This window comes from Hypnocyclicus thermotrophus, from assembly GCF_004365575.1.
Classification (GTDB): Bacteria; Fusobacteriota; Fusobacteriia; order Fusobacteriales; family Fusobacteriaceae; genus Hypnocyclicus; species Hypnocyclicus thermotrophus.
The window spans coordinates 278225-297262 of sequence record NZ_SOBG01000001.1; the positions used below are offsets into that span (position 1 = coordinate 278225).

At 23.2% G+C, this 19038-nt stretch carries 17 protein-coding genes; 8 read left to right on the top strand and 9 right to left on the bottom strand.

Features of this window, described 5'->3' with window-relative positions; genetic code table 11:
• Nucleotides 1-21: 21 nt before the first annotated feature.
• The 5 genes from add (at nucleotide 22) to EV215_RS01360 (ending at nucleotide 6372) form a co-directional block, all read left to right on the top strand.
• Nucleotides 22-1014: an adenosine deaminase gene (add, locus tag EV215_RS01340; RefSeq protein ID WP_134112130.1), complete on the top strand. Its 993-nt coding sequence runs from the start codon at nucleotides 22-24 to the stop codon at nucleotides 1012-1014.
• A gap of 17 nt (nucleotides 1015-1031) precedes the next feature.
• Complete coding sequence (deoC, locus tag EV215_RS01345; protein WP_134112131.1) at nucleotides 1032-1697, top strand: deoxyribose-phosphate aldolase; 666 nt, start codon at nucleotides 1032-1034, stop codon at nucleotides 1695-1697.
• Nucleotides 1698-1844: 147 nt separating this feature from the next.
• Nucleotides 1845-3020, top strand: coding sequence for a phosphopentomutase (locus tag EV215_RS01350; RefSeq protein WP_134112133.1), 1176 nt, complete (start codon nucleotides 1845-1847; stop codon nucleotides 3018-3020).
• Between the two features lie 170 nt (nucleotides 3021-3190).
• Nucleotides 3191-5143 carry a 5'-nucleotidase C-terminal domain-containing protein gene (locus EV215_RS01355; protein ID WP_134112135.1) on the top strand — a complete coding sequence of 651 codons (1953 nt, stop codon included), beginning with the start codon at nucleotides 3191-3193 and terminating at the stop codon, nucleotides 5141-5143.
• A gap of 50 nt (nucleotides 5144-5193) precedes the next feature.
• Nucleotides 5194-6372 carry a YibE/F family protein gene (locus EV215_RS01360; protein WP_134112137.1) on the top strand — a complete coding sequence of 393 codons (1179 nt, stop codon included), beginning with the start codon at nucleotides 5194-5196 and terminating at the stop codon, nucleotides 6370-6372.
• 25 nt (nucleotides 6373-6397) lie between these two features.
• On the opposite strand, the gene EV215_RS01365 is transcribed toward EV215_RS01360, so the two are convergent.
• Genes EV215_RS01365 through EV215_RS01380 form a run of 4 tightly spaced genes read right to left on the bottom strand, consistent with a single transcriptional unit; the run spans nucleotide 6398 to nucleotide 9947 of the window.
• The gene (locus tag EV215_RS01365) at nucleotides 6398-7171 is read right to left on the bottom strand and encodes an SDR family NAD(P)-dependent oxidoreductase (RefSeq protein WP_134112138.1); all 774 of its coding nucleotides are present in this window, start codon (nucleotides 7169-7171) and stop codon (nucleotides 6398-6400) included.
• A gap of 9 nt (nucleotides 7172-7180) precedes the next feature.
• The gene (locus EV215_RS01370; protein ID WP_134112140.1) at nucleotides 7181-7423 is read right to left on the bottom strand and encodes a hypothetical protein; all 243 of its coding nucleotides are present in this window, start codon (nucleotides 7421-7423) and stop codon (nucleotides 7181-7183) included.
• An 18-nt stretch (nucleotides 7424-7441) separates the two neighbouring features.
• Nucleotides 7442-8371 carry a YcjF family protein gene (locus tag EV215_RS01375; protein WP_166667303.1) on the bottom strand — a complete coding sequence of 310 codons (930 nt, stop codon included), beginning with the start codon at nucleotides 8369-8371 and terminating at the stop codon, nucleotides 7442-7444.
• The gene (locus tag EV215_RS01380; protein WP_134112144.1) at nucleotides 8349-9947 is read right to left on the bottom strand and encodes a sensor domain-containing diguanylate cyclase; all 1599 of its coding nucleotides are present in this window, start codon (nucleotides 9945-9947) and stop codon (nucleotides 8349-8351) included. Before EV215_RS01380 ends, EV215_RS01375 begins: the two co-directional genes overlap by 23 nt.
• Before the next feature lie 276 nt (nucleotides 9948-10223).
• Between EV215_RS01380 and EV215_RS01385 the strand changes: the two genes are divergently transcribed.
• A complete protein-coding gene (locus tag EV215_RS01385; RefSeq protein ID WP_166667304.1) occupies nucleotides 10224-11201 on the top strand; it encodes a GGDEF domain-containing protein in 978 nt (325 codons plus the stop codon).
• 58 nt (nucleotides 11202-11259) lie between these two features.
• On the opposite strand, the gene EV215_RS01390 is transcribed toward EV215_RS01385, so the two are convergent.
• The 5 genes from EV215_RS01390 to EV215_RS01410 all read right to left on the bottom strand — a co-directional run bounded on the left by EV215_RS01390 (nucleotide 11260) and on the right by EV215_RS01410 (nucleotide 15914).
• Nucleotides 11260-12363 (bottom strand): methyl-accepting chemotaxis protein, encoded by a 1104-nt coding sequence (locus tag EV215_RS01390; protein ID WP_134112148.1) that lies wholly within the window; start codon nucleotides 12361-12363, stop codon nucleotides 11260-11262.
• Between the two features lie 130 nt (nucleotides 12364-12493).
• Complete coding sequence (locus EV215_RS01395; protein WP_134112149.1) at nucleotides 12494-13564, bottom strand: DUF871 domain-containing protein; 1071 nt, start codon at nucleotides 13562-13564, stop codon at nucleotides 12494-12496.
• 235 nt (nucleotides 13565-13799) lie between these two features.
• Entirely contained in the window at nucleotides 13800-15167 is a 1368-nt protein-coding gene (gene celB, locus EV215_RS01400) for a PTS cellobiose transporter subunit IIC (RefSeq protein ID WP_208320307.1), read from the bottom strand.
• A gap of 118 nt (nucleotides 15168-15285) precedes the next feature.
• Nucleotides 15286-15600, bottom strand: a complete 315-nt coding sequence (locus tag EV215_RS01405; protein ID WP_134112153.1) for a PTS sugar transporter subunit IIA — start codon at nucleotides 15598-15600, stop codon at nucleotides 15286-15288.
• Between the two features lie 14 nt (nucleotides 15601-15614).
• Entirely contained in the window at nucleotides 15615-15914 is a 300-nt protein-coding gene (locus tag EV215_RS01410; protein ID WP_134112155.1) for a PTS sugar transporter subunit IIB, read from the bottom strand.
• A 316-nt stretch (nucleotides 15915-16230) separates the two neighbouring features.
• On the opposite strand from EV215_RS01410, the gene EV215_RS01415 reads away from it, so the two are divergent.
• Entirely contained in the window at nucleotides 16231-17367 is a 1137-nt protein-coding gene (locus EV215_RS01415; RefSeq protein WP_134112157.1) for a replication initiation protein, read from the top strand.
• Between the two features lie 50 nt (nucleotides 17368-17417).
• Nucleotides 17418-18962 carry an NAD(P)H-hydrate dehydratase gene (locus tag EV215_RS01420; protein ID WP_134112159.1) on the top strand — a complete coding sequence of 515 codons (1545 nt, stop codon included), beginning with the start codon at nucleotides 17418-17420 and terminating at the stop codon, nucleotides 18960-18962.
• Nucleotides 18963-19038: the final 76 nt, after the last annotated feature.

The window sequence follows — 19038 nt, forward strand, 5'->3', positions numbered from 1 at the left end:
ATAGAGATTAGGAGGAGTCTCATGAATATACAAAATATAAAAAAAGTAGAGCTTCATCTTCACTTAGATGGGTCACTTAGACCGAGTACAGTATTAGAATTAGCAAAAAAAGATGATATTGAATTACCTACATATGATTTAAATAAATTAAAAAAATATTTAAGTGTAGATGAGCATAATAAAGATTTAGTAGAATATCTAAAAAAATTTGAAATACCGGGTAAAGTTATGCAAACAAAAGAAAATCTTTCAAGAGTAAGTTATGAACTTGTAGAAGATTTAGCAAAAGATAATTATATTTATGCTGAGATAAGATTTGCACCACATTTTCATTTAGAAAAAGGATTAAATTTAGAAGAAGTGGTAGAAGCTGTTTTGAAAGGAATAGAAAAAGCTACTAAAAAATATGATATAAAAATTACTTTACTACTTTGTATAATGAGACATCTTTCTTTAGAAAAAGCTTTTGAAATATTAAATTTAACAGAAAAATATATAGGAAAAGGGGTATCAGGACTTGACCTTGCTGGAGATGAATTTAATTATCCAGCTACTATATTTAAAAAAGTTTTTAATGTAGCTAGAAATAAAGGGATACCTTTTACGATACATGCAGGTGAAGCTAGAGGTCCTGAAAGTGTTTGGGAAGCTATTAGCTTGGGTGCGAAACGATTAGGGCACGGAATAAGATCATATGAAGATGAAAGATTAATAGACTGTTTAAAAAAAGAAGATATCGCGTTAGAGTGTTGTCCAATCAGTAATTTGCATACCCATGCTATAAAAGATTTTCGTAATTATCCACTAAAATTTTATGTTGAAAATAATATAAATGCTTGTTTAAATACAGATAATAGGACTGTATCAAATACTAACTATCAAAAAGAGGTAGACTTTTTATCTAGCTATATTAATATAGATTTAGAAGATATAAACAAATTTAATAAAAATGCAATTAAATCAGCATTTATAACTGAAGATGAAAAAAAACAGCTTTTAAATAAATTAAAATAAATGATGGAGGAATAATAATGGAATTAAATAAATACATTGATCATACAGTATTGAAAGCAACTACAACAGTAAATGATATAAAAAAACTTTGTGCAGAAGCTAAAGAATATAAATTCTTTTCAGTTTGTGTAAATGGTAGCTATGTTAATTTAGCTAAAAAAGAATTAGAAGGAAGCGATGTAAAAGTAGCTGCTGTAATTGGATTTCCTTTAGGGGCTATGAGTAAAGAGGCTAAAGTATTTGAAGCAAAAAAATGTATTGAAGATGGAGCAAATGAGATAGATATGGTTTTAAATATTGGATTGCTTAAATCAGGAAAATATGATGAAGTAGAGCAAGAAATTAGAGAAATCAAAGAAGCTATTGGAGATAATGTATTAAAAGTAATATTAGAAACTTGTTATTTAACAGATGATGAAAAAAGAAAGGCTTGCGAATTATCTGTAAATGCTAAAGCTGATTTTGTAAAAACATCTACAGGATTTGGAACAGGTGGGGCAACTTTTGAAGATGTAGCACTTATGAAAGAAGTAGTAGGGGATAAAGCACAAATAAAAGCTTCTGGAGGAGTAAGAGATTTTGAAACTGCTAAAAAATATATTGATATGGGAGTAACTAGACTAGGGACTAGTTCAGGAGTATTATTAATGACTACAGGAAAAGCAAAAGAAGGAGAGTATTAATATATGGGCGTTTATAGCGCCCCTTTTACTATTTTTGTAATTAAAAAAATAGTATAAAGAAAGAAAATAATGCGCTTTTTAAGTAGATTTTATAAAAAATTTAATATTTTACTATTAATATAAGATATAGGAATTAGGAGGTATAATATGAAAGATATAGAAAGAGTAACAGTTATAGTTTTAGATAGTGCTGGAGTAGGAGAGTTACCAGATGCAAAAGATTTTGGTGACGAAGGTTCAAATACATTTGGACATATAGCGGAAGCAGTTGATGGAATAAGTTTACCAAATATGCAAAAAATGGGACTTGGAAATTTAACAAATATAAAAGGAGTAGATCCTTTAGTAGAAACAAATGGAGCTTATGGAAAAGCTAAAGAAGCTTCAAAAGGAAAAGATACAACTACTGGACATTGGGAAATAGGAGGAGTTATTTTAGAAAAACCATTTCCTACATATCCAAATGGATTTCCAAAAGAAGTAATAGAAGAATTTGAAAAAAGAACAGGAAGAAAAGTTTTAGCGAATAAACCATCTTCTGGTACTGTTATACTTGATGAATATGGAGAAGAACAAATGAAAACAGGAGCATTTATAGTTTATACTTCTGCTGATCCAGTTTTTCAAATAGCAGCACACGAAGAAATAATTCCTTTACAAGAATTATATAATGCTTGTAAAATAGCTCTTGAAATTTGTAATGAAATGTCACCAGTGGCTAGAGTAATAGCTAGACCATATGTAGGAGAAGGGAAAGGTAAATTTACTCGTACATCAAATAGACATGATTATTCAATAGCACCACCAAAGGAAACAATACTTGATAAAGTAAAAGCTGCAGGATTAGATGTAATAGCGATTGGAAAAACAAGTGATATTTTCTCAGGAAAAGGTGTAACTGATTCAAGAGGAACAAATAAAGATAATAAAGATGGAATATTAAAAACAATAAAAGCGTTAAAAGAAGATACAAAAGGATTGATTTTTACAAATTTAGTTGATTTTGATATGGTTTATGGTCATAGAAGAAATCCAGAAGGATATGCAAACGCATTAATAGAATTTGATAATTATTTACCAGAAATAATAGAAAATATGAAAGAAAAAGAGGTATTGATAATTACAGCTGATCATGGATGTGACCCTACATACAAAGGAACAGACCATACTAGAGAATATATTCCTATATTAGTATATGGAAAAGGAGTAAAATCTGTAAATATAGGAGAAAGAGAAACTTTTGCAGATATAGCTGCTACAATTGAAGAAATTTTATTAAATAAAGAAGTTGAAGGAAGCTTTGCAAAAGAAATATTAGAATAAAGTTAAAGAATTATATTAAAATTTGTTATTTCTATTAAAATATTAAAAAAGATATATTTGATTTTTATAAAAAATAGTTTCTATAAATAATAAATAACAATATTGTATTTTAGATATATAATTTAGAATATATTAATTTTGTAATAAAAAACTATAAAAAGGAGAAATCAATGAGAAAAGAAAAAATATTTTTAAAAGCAAGAGCATCATTAGTTTTTATGTTTTTATTAAGTGTTATGATATTTGGAGCAGATAAAAAGATTACTATTATGGAAACATCAGATATACATGGTAGAATTTATGCATATGATTATGCAATTGATGCACCAGATAAAGATGCAGGATTAGCTAAAATCATGACAATTATAAAAGAAGAAAAAGCCAAAGATCCAGATACAATATTAATTGATAATGGAGATACGGTTCAAGATAATAGTGCAGAATTATTTAATGATTTACCAACTCATCCAATGATTCAATCATTAAATTTAATGAAATATGATGTATGGGTATTAGGTAATCATGAATTTAATTTTGATTTAAATTTTTTAAAAAGAAATATAAAAGGATTTAATGGAACAGTATTAGCAGGAAATATTTACAATACAGATAATGAAGAAAGATTTGTAAAAGCATATAAAATATTTAATATAAAAGGAGTTAGAGTTGCAATTGTTGGAATGATAACACCTAATGTAACGCGTTGGGAAGCAAGTAGTCCAGAGCATTTTGAAGGGTTAAGATTTACAAAATTAATTGATGAAACAGAAAAAGTATTAAATGAATTAAATGGGAAATATGATGTATTAATAGGTAGTTATCATTTAGGAAGAAAAGGGGAATATGGAGGAGCAGGACTTTATGATATAGCTGATAAATTTCCTCAATTTGATGTATTATTTGGTGGACATGAACATGCTAAATATATAGAAAACAGAAATGGAGTACAATTAATAGAACCTGGGAAATATGGTGCAGCAGTAGCAAAAGCAGTTATAACAGTTTCTGAAAATAAGGATAAATATAAAGTTGCATCAATAAAACTAGAAAATATTGATACTATAAAAGTTAAAGAAGATAAAGAAATCTTAGATAAATTTGAATTTGTTGATAAAAAATCTAAAGAAGATGCTAATAAAGTTGTAGGAAAAATAACAGATGATTTTATAAAAGGAGTAGATTATATTACAAAAGCTGATAAAGTAACAACAATGCCAACAGCACAAGTGGAAGATACAGCTATAATAGATTTAATAAATGATGTGCAAATGTTTTATTCAAAAGCAGATGTTTCATCGGCAGCACTATTTAATTTTGGAAGTAATTTGAAAAAAGGAGAATTTAAGAAAAAAGATGTAGCATATATCTATAAATATCCTAATACTTTAATAGGAGTAAAGATAACAGGTAAAAATTTAAAAAAATATATGGAATGGTCAGCATCTTATTATAATATTTATCAATATGGAGATTTAACAGTTAGTTTTAATCCTAATGTAAGAGGATATAATTATGATATGTTTTCTGGAGTTACTTATGATATAAATTTATCTAAAGAAGCTGGAAATAGAATAGAAAATTTAAAATTTAAAGGGAAACCGATAGATGAAAACAAAATATATAAATTAGCTGTAAATAATTATAGATTTGGAACATTATTAGGGTTAAAATTAGTAACACCTGCAGATAAATATTATGATTCTTATGCTACAATGCAAGATTCAGGAAGAATTAGAGCATTAATTATAAAATATGTACAAGAAGAAAAAAATGGTGTAATATCACCAAAAGTAGATAATAATTGGAAAATTACAGGAGTAATATTGGAACATCCATTAAAAAATAAAGTGTTTGATATGGTCAAAAAAGGTGAAATAAAAATACCTACATCAAGTGATGGAAGAACAAAAAATATAAAATCATTAAATATAAGAGATTTAGAAAATAAAGGAATTATAAAACTTTCTGATATAAAAGGGATTATAAGATATAAAGTAAAACCAGGAGATACATTAAGTAAAATAGTTAAGGATAAAAATATTGAGTGGAAAGATATTGCTCAATTAAATGGATTAAAAAATCCAAATAGATTGAAAGTAGGACAAATTATATATCTTTATTAAAAGAAGAGCCGTAAGGCTCTTCTCTAATTATTAATAAAAGGAGATAATGTATGAAAAAGTATATGGATTTAATAATTTCTGCAATTTTGTTTTTAATTTTAATTATTTTTCAAATTAATTTTTTAAATCAACAAAGTAAAAGAAAAAAATACTTTAAACAAGAATTTGAGGTAGCAATTGTAGAAAATATAATAAAAGAAAGATTGGAAAAAGATAAAGTTATTGACAATAGATATAATGGAAGTCAAACATTAAAATTAAAAATTTTAACCGGGAGATTAAAAGGAAAAGAATTTGTAGTAATTAATCCAATGAGTGTAATGCATAATGCAAAGGCTGTTAAAGGGATTAAAATGATTGTAGGGATAACAAAAGAGAACGGGAAAGATTCTATTTGGGTTTATAATTATAAAAGGGATTATGTAGTATATATACTTGGTGGATTATTTATGATGTTATTAATAATGTTAGGTAAAAAGCAGGGAATTAGATCTTTAATTTCTTTAATTATTACAGGAAGTAATATAATTTTTATTATATTACCACGTATTTTTGCAGGACAAGATCCAATAATGGTTTCTATAATAACTATATCAATAACAACTATTATATCTTTTTTATTAATAAGTGGATATAATAAAAAGAGTCTATCTGCTATATTAGGAACTGTTGGTGGAAGTATTATAGCAGGGACATTAGTTTATATAGCAGGGAAATTAGCAGGTTTATCTGGAGTTACAATGGATAAAGGTCAACAATTACTTTATGTAGCTAGAGATTATAATATAAAGATAAAAGGATTACTATTTGTATCAATTTTAATAGCATCTCACGGTGCGATAATGGATGTAGGAATGTCTATAGCTTCTTCTGCATCGGAAATATATAAACATAAAAAAACTATATCAACATTAGAACTTTTTACTGCATTAATGAATATTGGAAAAGATATAACTGGAACTATGGCTAATACTTTGATATTGGCTTTTGTAGGAAGTTCTTTAAATTTAATGATGTTAATTTATGGATATAATATGCAATATTTACAATTTATGAATATGCCAATTATTGTTACAGAAGCTATAAATGGTTTTGCTGGAAGTATAGGAATTATTTCAACAGTACCATTAACAGCATTAATATCTGTAATTTTAATAAAAAAAAGTAATATAAATAATAATTTATTAAAGAAAAATTTATTAAAGAAAATTATGACTCTAAAAAAATAATGTATTTAAAATAATTTTATTTTAATTATGATGAGCCTTTTTTTATAGTTAAACTAATTATTTTAGGGATAAAAAAACGTGGTAAAAATTTTTGAATAAAAATTAAAAATTTATTATAATTGCCATAAAGAATAAGTTTTTTGTTATTATTAAATTTTTTAATAGAATAGTTTACTACTTTTTCAGCGTTAGGAATATTTCCTCTCCATTTACTAGGCGTAATATTTGATTTTTCTAAAAATTCTGTATTAGTAGCACCTGGACAAAATAAAGATATAAAGATATTTTTGTTTTTATTTTCCTCAATTAAGGATATAATAAAATTTGTAACAAAAGATTTGGATGCTGAATAGGTATTCATATATGGTACTGGCTGAAAACTTGCCGTTGAAGAAACAACTAATATTCTACCATAATTTTGTTTCTCCATTTTTTGTAGTAAATATTTTAATAATTTAACTATTGATAAAATATTTACTTGAATAATTGATTCATCTATTGCAATATCATAATTTATAAATTTTTTCAAAATTCCTATACCAGCACAATGAATAAAATAATCAATTGTTATGTTATTAATAGATGAATTTAAAATTTCAATAAAATTATTTTTAGATAAATCAAGGGGAAGGACTGTAACATAAATATTATATTTATTTTCAAAATCAAATTTTATATTATTTAATATATTTTTTCTGCGAGCAATTAAAATAAGATTATAATGATTTTCAGCATAATATTTAGCATATTCATATCCCATTCCACTACTAGCACCAGTAATTAAAGCTGTTTTATACATAATATCACCTTATAATAAAAAAAATATTAAATAAATAAGTAAAAAAATATTTATAAATAAGCTAATTAAACATATTAAAATTAAAAAATCAAATTTTTTTTTAAATTTTTCAAATACTAAATTAATTGCTTCTATTTCTTCTTTTATTTTTTCAATATCTTCAGTATTTTGTATATTAATTTTAGAAAAATTTTCTTTAATAGTTAAACTATTATTTTTTCTTAAAAAACCTCTTTTTAACAATTCAATCATCATTTACTCCTTTGTTAATCACTTTTTAATGTTATTTTTAAAAATGTTTGAAATATTATCTTTTATACCTATTTCATTTATAGATTTTAACGCATTTTCACGGCTAATTTTTCTACTTAATTTTTCATCAAATTCAGATGAATATTTGCAGTATTCTTTTGTAAGATAACCAACTCTTAAAGAAAGTAGTGCATTACAAGTACCATCAAATATACTATCAGTTATTTTTCCACCAATTTTACTTATTATAGGAAAACTGGATAAAAATTGTTTTAAAAATGAATCAACTAATTCAGTAATAGTTATATCTGAAAATGCTGATGCAGCTAAAACATTTGCAAGAACAGAAATATAAATATTAAGAATTTCTTTTAATTTTGGTCTTTGATTATATAAATGAGCTATTTTCCAAATAAGTTCAACTTGTAATTTTAATATAAAAATAGCATCTAAAGTACCATTTTGTGATATGGCAGTAGATACAAAAATAGATTTTGCATAATCTTTTATAAGTTTATCACATTTTTTATCTGTAGTTTTTTCTATTTCTCTTAAAATGGTTTTAATTCCATTTATACTATTTGCATTTTCAAGAGATTTTATTAAATTACGATTAATATATTCTTGCATATAATTTTTTTTTAATCTTTTTTTATATTCTTTGAGTATTCTTTTTTTGTATTTATAATAAAAATCTCTTTTTTCATCAGGACTAGAATAAATATATGGTCTTTTAAGAGATTTTTGCAATAAAAATAATTTAATAATAGGATATATCATAGAAATAAAAATGATTATATATATGCTCCAAATTACATAATACCCATAAGGAATTTTACTTCCTACTTTAATAGAAAAATTATCTAAATCATTATAAAAAGAAATACTCCAGAATATAAATAATCCAATTATAAAAGGGATTAAACTATTGAATAATATCTTTTTCATTATTTTCAACCTCAATTCTATTTCTTCCATTTGCTTTGGCATAGTATAAAAGTTCATCAGCTTTTGCAATGGTTTTATCAATATTTTCTATAAACTCAGTTATACCTACACTCATAGTAATATTTATTTTATGAGTTAATGGTTTTTTATTTAAATAAGTTTGAATGTCTTCAAGAATCAAATAACTTTCTACTATATTTTTATGAGGTAAAATAATTATAAATTCTTCGCCACCATATCTACCAACAATATCATTTTTAGTAGTGAATTTTTTTAATAATTTAGCAAATTCATGTAAGATTTTATCGCCCATTTGATGACCATATTTATCATTTACTTGTTTAAAATGGTCTAAATCAATAAGTGCAATAGAAAAAGGAATATTTCTATCAATAAGCTCTTTTAATCTTAAAAAAATAAATTTTCTATTGTATACTTTAGTGAGCTCATCAGTCACAGCATATTTTATTAATTTTTTTTCTCTACTGATTACTTCTTTTTTTAATCTATTTATTTCAGTAGCGATACTAGATATTTCATCTTGTGATATTAAATTAATATCGTGTATATTATAATTTCCTTTTTTTAATTCTTCGATATTTGAAATGATATGTTCCATTTTTTTAGTTACAGTATTATTAAAAATAATAGAAGAAAGAAATACAAAAACAATTATTAAAATAATAAACTCTATAACTAATACAAGAAAGAGTTCATTTGTATATTGTGAAAGGATAGAAAAATCATAATGAGTTTCTAAAATGTAGTTTTTAATAAATCCTTCTCTATCTACAGAAACTAATATATATTTTTTATGCCAATTTTTTTCATCTAATGATAATTTACCTTTATTTTTTATTTCATTTAATGTAACTAAATTAATATTTTTATCATTTATTAGAGAGCTACCATTTTTACCATCATAAATATTTATATATTTTAAGAAAAAATTAAATTTATAATTATCTATTTTTTTTAAAATATTATTTTTAAAATAATTTGGGTAAAACTCTTTGTTTAAATAATTATCTAAATTAATTACACCAATAATTATATTAAAATTTTTATCTCTGTATATTGAGTATACTTTTTTTTGAGTATTTTCAAAAAAAATGTCTCCAATATAAAAATCTTGTTTTTTTAATTTATTAAAGTAATAATTTGTATGATCACTAAGAATAGAGGAAATGTTTTTATTTAAATATTTTTTTTCATTACTTGAAAAAACAACTTTATTATTTTTATTAAAAATAATTATGTCTTCAAATTGATTATTTTTATTAATATAATTCAATTCATCTTCATTCCATTTACTTCGAGTTTTACTTATTTTATTTAAATTTATTAATTCATTTTCTATTTCATTTACTTTTTTTATTAAAAATGTTTTTGATTCTAAAAAATTTTCTTTTAAATAATATTTTATATCACTTATTAAGTAAGCTTCATATTTTTTTTCTTCAGTATCAATAAAATTTTTCATATGATAATTTTCATAAATTCTAATAAATGAAAATAAAATAGAATTTGATATAAATAATATTGTTATTATATAAATAATAAATTTTCTTTTCATAGTCACCTCTTATAAAATATTTTAAATAATATATTATATATATTTTAACATTTTTATATTAAAATTCAAATAAAAAAAGTAGAGTCAGACATGTGACTCTACACAAAAATTAGAAAACTAAAAGGGGAGAATATTAAGGTTCTCTTGTATATATATTATATTATAAAAAAAATATAAAAAACAATATTTTTATATAAAATAAAAAATTTTCAATATATTATAAAATATGATATTATTATTTTGTAAAATATGATATTATTTTTAGGAGGTGACAAAATGAAAGAAATAAAAAATTTTGAAGAGCTTGATGAGTATTTATATAGAGGTTCTCTTATTTTTGCTATTTTAATATCTATTATATTTATAATATTTAATATTATAGTAAGATTTCCAATATTAATAAATATAAAATGGTTATTTTTGATATTAATGTCGTTATTTTTTTATAAATTTGATAAAAATCAAAAAAAAATGAAATTTTACTATTTTGGATTTTTAATATGGTTTTTTATTCCTTATGCCTTTATTGATTCGGGAGGAAGTGCAAATAATACTATTTTATATTCATTTTTATTAGTTATGATATTAAATTATTTATTTAAAGGAATTAAAAGATTATTTTTAGTATTTTCTTTAGTTATTGTGAATATTATATTAATATATATAGAATTTAAACATCCATATTTAGTTAAAGAATATAGTATAACTAGTCAATTTATAGATAGAATGATACAAATATTTTTTACTTTTTCATTTTCTACTTTTATAACTTCTAAATATTCTAAAATATATGAAAAATTAAATCAAAAATTATTTAGACTAGCTAATTACGATATTTTAACAAATACATTTAATAGAAATTATTTTAATATGCATTTAAATGAATTAATAAAAGATTATAAATATTTAATTTTATTAGATATGGATAATTTTAAGAAATTAAATGATAATTATGGACATTTATTAGGCGACAAAGCTTTGATAAAAATAGTAGAATTATTAAAAGAAAATTTTAAAAATGATATTATATGTAGATGGGGTGGAGATGAATTTGTAATATTATCAAATTTAGATAATTATAAAGAAAAATTGTTAAAAACAAATCAAAAATTTTGTGAGTACATAAAGAAATATGAAGAAAGTGTAAACTTTAGTTATGGAGTAGCAATTATAGACAGTATTAAAAATCCAGATGAGTTATTTAGATTAGCTGATTTAGATTTATATAAAAATAAAACAATAGTTAAAAGTTAATGGGCGAGAGCATTTTATGTAAGCTATAATTAAAAAAGATTGCTTTTAGCAATCTTTTTTATATATTTATTTTTAAATCATCAAAAGTTAACCATATTTTGTCAAGTTTTTCCATAGTTGATTTTAAATCCACGATTTTTTGATTTAATAAATTAGATAAATTAGTTATTAATTTCAAATTGAATTCGCTATTTTCTTTTGTTTCTTCAGCTTCTTTTGATATGCTTTCAATTGCAGTTTTTATATGAAAAATAGCAGTCATCTGTTCGCTTATAAAATTCACAATTTCTTTTGTTTTAGTATTACTAACATCATTTGTCTGAGAAATATTATTTATTTTTTCAAATACAATATTATTTATTTTAAGACCTGTTTCTACATTTTTTGAGACTGTATCGTTGGCATTTTTACTTTCAGATACATTATTTTGTATGTCTTTTATAAGATTTTCTATTTTTTGTGTTTCAATATTTGTTTGTTCTGCAAGTTTTCTTATTTCATCAGCAACAACACTAAATCCTTTTCCGGCTTCTCCAGCCCTAGCAGCTTCAATAGCAGCATTTAATGCTAGTAAATTAGTTTGTTCTGATATTTTGTTTATTGCAAATACTATATTTCCTATATTTTTTGATGTACTTATTAATTTATCTATTTTTTCATTAGCTTCTTGAATACTGTTATTAATTAAATTCATATTTTTGTTTAATGAGTTAATATCTATTTTGCTTTCTTCAACTTGTAGTTTTGCTTTATTAGAGATTTCTAATAGATATTGTGCATTTACATTAATTGTAGCTGAAGACGTAGATATTTGCTCAATAGAAGATAATGCTTCGTTTATGTCATTAGATTGGTTAGTCATTTTCTCCATAATAATATTTGCATTATTTTTTAAATGTATAAGTCCATATGTTAATTCTTCGTTTTCTCCTGAATTTATAGAATCAAGAGAAATTTCTAATGCTTTGTTATCCATATATATTTCTTCTAAATGTTCTTTTAAATGGTTTATTTCATAATTTTTTTCTTCTGTTTTAGAATTATGGTAGATAAATGATAATAAAAATATTGAAATTATTATTGAAATAAAATTATATTTCTCTAAGAAATTTGAAAAATATATAATACCGTAAAATACGATGAGATATAAACTAAACTTCATAAAAATCGCTCCTTTTCACTCACTTTCTTTTTGTGATAGAGATAGACGGGAGTGTGAAAGGTAAATATCTATCTCTATCATTTATTTTATTAGGGTGGCAAATCAAAAATAAGAATTTATTATTTTAAAATTATAATTTTTTTAGTTTGAATTTTTTCCAAGGTGTAATAATATCTAAAAATCTTAAATCATTATTACTTATTCTTCCAATTACATTACTCTTTCCATTATTTTTAATATTTTGTAATGCAATATGGAGCTCACCTTTATATCTTAAATAGTTATCATTTTCTATAAATACATCACCTTTTTGTATATCTCTAGTATTTTTGGGTGGAATTGAATTTGTATATTTTATTCTAGGCATAGTAGAACGAATAGTATAATTACTAGCATCGCCTCGATAATAATGAAGTTCTTTAAATACTATATTATATTCTGTATCTGATAATTCTATTTCTGTTTCAATATCTAATGTAATTAATTCTTTGTTTATTTCACTTAATTTTTTTAATTCTTCTTCACTAGCAAAACAATTTGCGATTATTACATCATCTATCAAGTCACTATAAAAAAGATCTTTTGCTTGAGTATCTATTGGCAAATCTCTATGTTCTTCTAAAGTACAAAGACCTTCAGATATATTCCATGGTCCAAATGTAGCATTTTGAGAATTAACAAATGCAGCTAGTCGAATACCAGCTTTTTTGAAATCTAAGCTGGATTTAATAAAATTTTCTTTAGATAATCCAGACAATCTTTTTGGATAAAAATTATGACAACCAGTTAATTTATGTAAGTTTGGATGATATGATAAAATATTTTCAAGATATTTTGTACCTGTACTAGCATTTAATTCAATAATTAATTCATAAGGATTAAAAGTCATAATAGATTCTTCATTTCCACTATATGATTCATCAAGTCTTAAACCATCAACATTTAGAGTATTAAAAAATTCTAAATTGTCATAATCAACCCCAAGTTTATTTAATACAGCTGGTGAGACATCTGCAATTATTTTAAAATTTAAATTTTTCGCATAAGATATAGTTTTTTTAAATGTATCTAAATCTCCATCACTAGATAAAAGACAAGTAAAAATACGCGTAAAACCATATTTTTTTGCAAGATTTAAATAAGTTTTATTTTTTTCAAATGTAGCATGTTCAGGATAGATTGAAATTCCTAACTTTCTCATAAATTATTCTCCTTTAAAATATATTATTTATGTTTTTCATCAAATTTAAAGCTTAATTTTATTATAAATTTATTTTTAATAGCAATTTTTTTTCCCAAAATCTATTATTTATCTTTATCTTTTTTCTTTTTAATTTTGTTATATTCATGAGTTAGCCTCCAAAAATATTTTCAGCATCCCTTAAAAGGGACGCTGAAAGTAGAGTGAATTAAAACTTTTAAAATTTATGAAAATATTAAGCAGAAACTGTTTGAGTTTCTTCTTCTTTTAGGAGTGAATCTTCATAAATTTTCAAGAATGGGATATATATTATAGTAGATAAAACTATTAATCCTAAACTTAATACAAATGCCATAAAATTAAAATTTGTTGCAAAGAATGCAGCTATTGGAGCAGGTGTTGTCCAAGGTACTAATGTTATTATTTTTCCTACTAATCCTGATTTTACTGCAAACCATGCAATTGTTGCATTTATTATTGGTACAGTTACAAAAGGTATAAATAATATTGGATTCATTACTATTGGAGAACCAAATATAACAGGTTCATTTATATTAAATAATCCAGGGACTATTGATATTTTTCCAATAGAACGTAAGTGTTCTACTCTACTTCGAGACATTGCTATAGCTAGACCAAGTGTTGCTCCAGAACCACCTAAATAAACAAATGAATCTAAGAAGCCACCTGCAAATATTTTAGGTAAAACTTCTCCTGCTTGTAATGCTGCTTGATTGGCAGCTAAGTTTGAGAGGATTATAGGGTTTATTATTGCTACAACTACATTTACACCGTGTAAACCAGCAAACCAAAGTACATGTACAATAATCAATATAGAAATAACTGCTGGTAATGAATCAGATGCTGAGACTAGGGGTTGGAATAATCTCATAATTAATTCAGGAATCATTACTCCTTGAACTTTTTGAACAATTATACTTATAGGTTGAAATATTAATATCATTGCTATTATTGGAGTTAGTAATTCAAATGATCTAGCTATAGCAGGTGGTACTGAATCGGGTAATTTTATCGTTAATTTAGCTTTTACTAATATTTTAAATACTTCAACTGATACAAATGCACAAATAATAGCAGTAAATAAACCTTTTGCATCGAGATACCGTGCATCCATAACTGGCATCCAACCTCCATCAGGTATATGGAAAAGATTAGAAGCACCACTTGCTTGGCCAACAGGTAACCAATCAAGTTTTGCTGATGTCAATAAAAATGTAAATAATGATAAAAATCCACCAGTAATATTATTTAAGCCATATTGCTGAGATAAACTATAACCTATACCAAATGATACAAATAATGACATTATCCCCATACTTACATAAAATGGTTGAACCCAATTAGCTTTATGAGCCGCCATTAGATCAGCATACCATTTCATATATATAGGATTTTTGATACCTTCTGATAGGTATTCTTGTGAAATGGGTAAATTTACTAATAATAATACAATAGAACCAATAATTAAAAATGGCATTGTAAAAACGAAGCCATCTTTTAAGGCAGTTAAATGTTTATTACTGGCCATTTTTCCTGCAATTGGTAGAAGTTTTTCTTCTACAAAATTCATCATTTTACTCATAATATCCTCCTTATGTTTTATATAAATATTTACTAAAAAATACTATTTTAAATAACTCTTTTAAAAAATGAGCTATTAATTCTGATGTAAAGAAAGTTTTTAATTTTTATTTTATAAACTAATTATATAATTTTTTATACATGGAAATAAATTCTTTTATTAAATCTTTTGCCATTATAGCTGTCATTAAATGATCTTGAGCATGAACCATAAGTATATTTATTTCTATTTTTTCTCCATTAGCTTCCATAAAAATAAGTTCTGTTTGTAATCTATGAGTTGCTAATATCTTTTCTTCAGCTTCTTTCATTTTTTCATTAGCTTTTGTAAAATTACCTTGTTTTGCAAAATCAAGAGCTTCAAAAGCTAAACTTTTACTTTCACCAGCATTTCCTACAAGTTCCATTGCTATACTTTCTAAATCAAATTCCATTTTTCCTCCTCAAATTATAAGCTAAGCGCAAAATCTAGTATTTTAGCTCCATTTAATGTACCATAATCTCTTGAATCAATGACTTCTACAACTTTATTATGTTTTTTAGCTATTTCAGTAAGCTCATTTTTCTTAAATCTAACTTGTGGTCCTAATAAAAATACATCATATTCATTTAATTTGTCATGAAAATTTTCTAATCCTAAAGCATCAATTTCAATTTCCAAACCTCTTTTATCAGCTTCTTGTTTCATTTTTCTTACAACAATTGATGTAGACATTCCTGCACTACATAATAATAATATTTTTTTCATACCTCTCTACCTCCTAAAAATTTTATTTATTTTTTCAGATATTCTTTATCTTGACCTAAGTCTATAACATTTTCTTTTTTGTGTCAAATTTCAGTAAAAAATGTGCTTTTTTCGTCTTATAAGTTTTATAATAAAAGGAATTATTCTGTTTTTTTTTAAAAGGTATTGATTTTATTATAATTAAATTTTTAAAATATTAATTATAATTAAATTGGGAAAAATAAATTTGTTTTTTTTCGTTTATAAGGTATAATTAATATATAAATATTTATAAAAAAAATTTTAAAAAAAAAATTTTTTAAAAAAAGGTGGGAAAATGAAGATACCGTATCTTAATAATTATTATATTTACATTCAAAATGAGAAAAAAATTACAAAACGTGAAAGAGAATATCTTAATATTTTAATTGATGAATTTTCTAAATTTAAAAAAAATTTGATTTATGATATTGAAACAGTGAAAAAAAATTTTGATATTTCCGTAAAAGATTTTTATGAGATACTTATTTCTATTTCAAATAAAAGATATATTTTTGAGATATATGAATTAGAAAGTAAAATAGCAGAAGGGATCTTTTCTATAATTAATAGTATAAAAATGTCAAAAGATATATTAGAAGTAGAATTTAATGAAATATTATTTGAAGCTTTAAATCCAGACAGTATATTTTATAAATTTGGTTTTTTATCAATTTTAAAAATAGAAAGTCAAAATATACTTGATTTATATAATTATTTTTTAAGGTATCTCAATAGAAATAAAGGAGAATTTGAAATAGAAATAGAAAAATTAAAAAATATATTACAAGTAGAAGAAAAATATGGTAGATTTTATGACTTTGAAAGATATGTATTAAAAAATATTATAGAAGAATTAAATAATAAAAGTGATTATATTTTTAGATACGAAAAAATAAAAATAGGTAATTCTAAAAATAATAGAATTAAGTCTTTAAAATTTTATTTTGAAAATAGAAAAGAGTTAGAATTATTTAATAATATAGATGAATTGTTAAATATAATAAAGTATGAAATAAAAAATTTTGAAAAATTTAAAAAATTATTTTATTTGTATTTAAATAAGAAAAATATTAAATATATAAAAAATAATATAGAGTTTATAAAAGAGCATTTTGATGGTGATTATGAAGAGTATTTAGAAAAAGCATTAAAAGAAAATTATTATTCTAATCATTTTAAAATATTAGATAAAAATGGGGAGAGGTTGGATTTACTTGTTGATTTAGAATCAGAATATCATAATATTTTTCAATTTGAAACAGATATATATAAAATTTTAAAAGAGATAAAATTTTATTATGATATAGATTTTTTAAAAAAATTATATGAATTTAGAAAAAATAAGATATTATTTTATGAAGATAAAACAATTAAAATAATTGGTGAATATAATAAAAATTCTAAAAGTTTTTTAAAGATATATAAAAAATAATTTGATATTATTTGTAAGTTAAATTTTTTTTAATTAAAAAAGGTGAGTATATGAAAATAGTAAATATAGAAAAAATGAAAGAAATTGACAAAAGAGCATATGAAAAATATAAAATTAATGAAATATTGTTAATGGAAAACGCCGCTATTTCATCCTATAATTTATTAAAGGAAAATTTTAAATTAAAAAAAGAAAAAATATTTATCATTTGTGGTATAGGAAATAATGGTGGAGATGGATTAGCGCTTGCTAGAAAATTATATAGTGAAAATTTTAATGTGTCGTATTATATTATTGGAAATGAAGAAAAATATAGTCAAATTTCTAAAATAAATCTAGAAATTTTAAAAAATATAAATATTAAAAGAGAAAAGGACTACGAAGAAGGACTAGAAAAAGCTACACTTATTATTGATGCTATTTTTGGTATAGGTTTAAGAAGAAATATAGAAGGAGAATATTTTGAAATTATTAACAAAATAAATAATAGTAATAAAAAAATTGTTTCCTTAGATATTCCTTCTGGGATTAATGGAGATAACGGTAAAATAATGGGAACAGCTGTAAAATCTACTTATACAATAGCGTTTGGTGCATTAAAATATGGAAATATACTTTATCCAGGTTGTGAATATAATGGTGAAATTTCATTATCTAAAATATCATTTCCAGTTGAAAATTATAATGATATAAAAACAAATATTAATTTACCACTTGAAATCCCTTTAAGAAATGAAAATAGTCATAAAGATAGTTTTGGAAAGGTAGTGTTTTTAGCAGGATCAAAAAAATATTTGGGAGCACCAATATTTTCTACAATGGGATTTTTAAAATCTGGTGGTGGCTATGCTAGGCTTATTACTTCTAAAAGTATTATAAATATATTATCAACAAATGCAAAAGAAATAGTTTATTTTGGAATGAGTGAAAATGAAAGTGGAGGAATAAGTTTTAAAAATATTGATAAAATTAAAGAAATTTTTCTACAAAACAAAATGATAGTTGTAGGACCGGGGATATCAATTACTGAAGATAATAGAAAAATCATTAGAGAGATTATAAATCTAGATGTTCCTATTTTATTTGATGCAGATGCATTAACTATAATTTCTAAAGATATCAATATATTATATAATAGAAAAAATAAAACGATACTTACTCCTCATTTAGGTGAATTAAGTAGATTACTTAATATATCTATAGAGAAAATAAATAAAAATAGAGTAGAAATATGTAAGGAATTTGCAGTAAAATATGGAGTTATTTTAGTAGTAAAAATAGCTCGAACAGAGATTTATTATCCAAATGGAGAAATTTTTATAAATTTAAGTGGAAATAGTGCACTTGCTACTGCAGGAAGTGGAGATGTGTTAACTGGAGTTATTGCGAGTCAATATATATTAGGGCTATCAATAGAGGAAGCAGTAAGGCAAGGAGTTTTTCTACACGGATTTACAGCAGATATTATAGCTAAAAATAAAGGGAAGGACGGAGTAATAGCTAGTGATTTATTAGAATATTTACCTATTGCTATGAAAAAAATAAGAAAAAATTATAATAAAATATTAAAAAAATATAGTATTAAAAATTATTAATTAGATAAAATTAAATATGATAATTTTTATAAAAATAAAATCATTAATAGAAGAGATTGTAATTTTTATTTTAGTG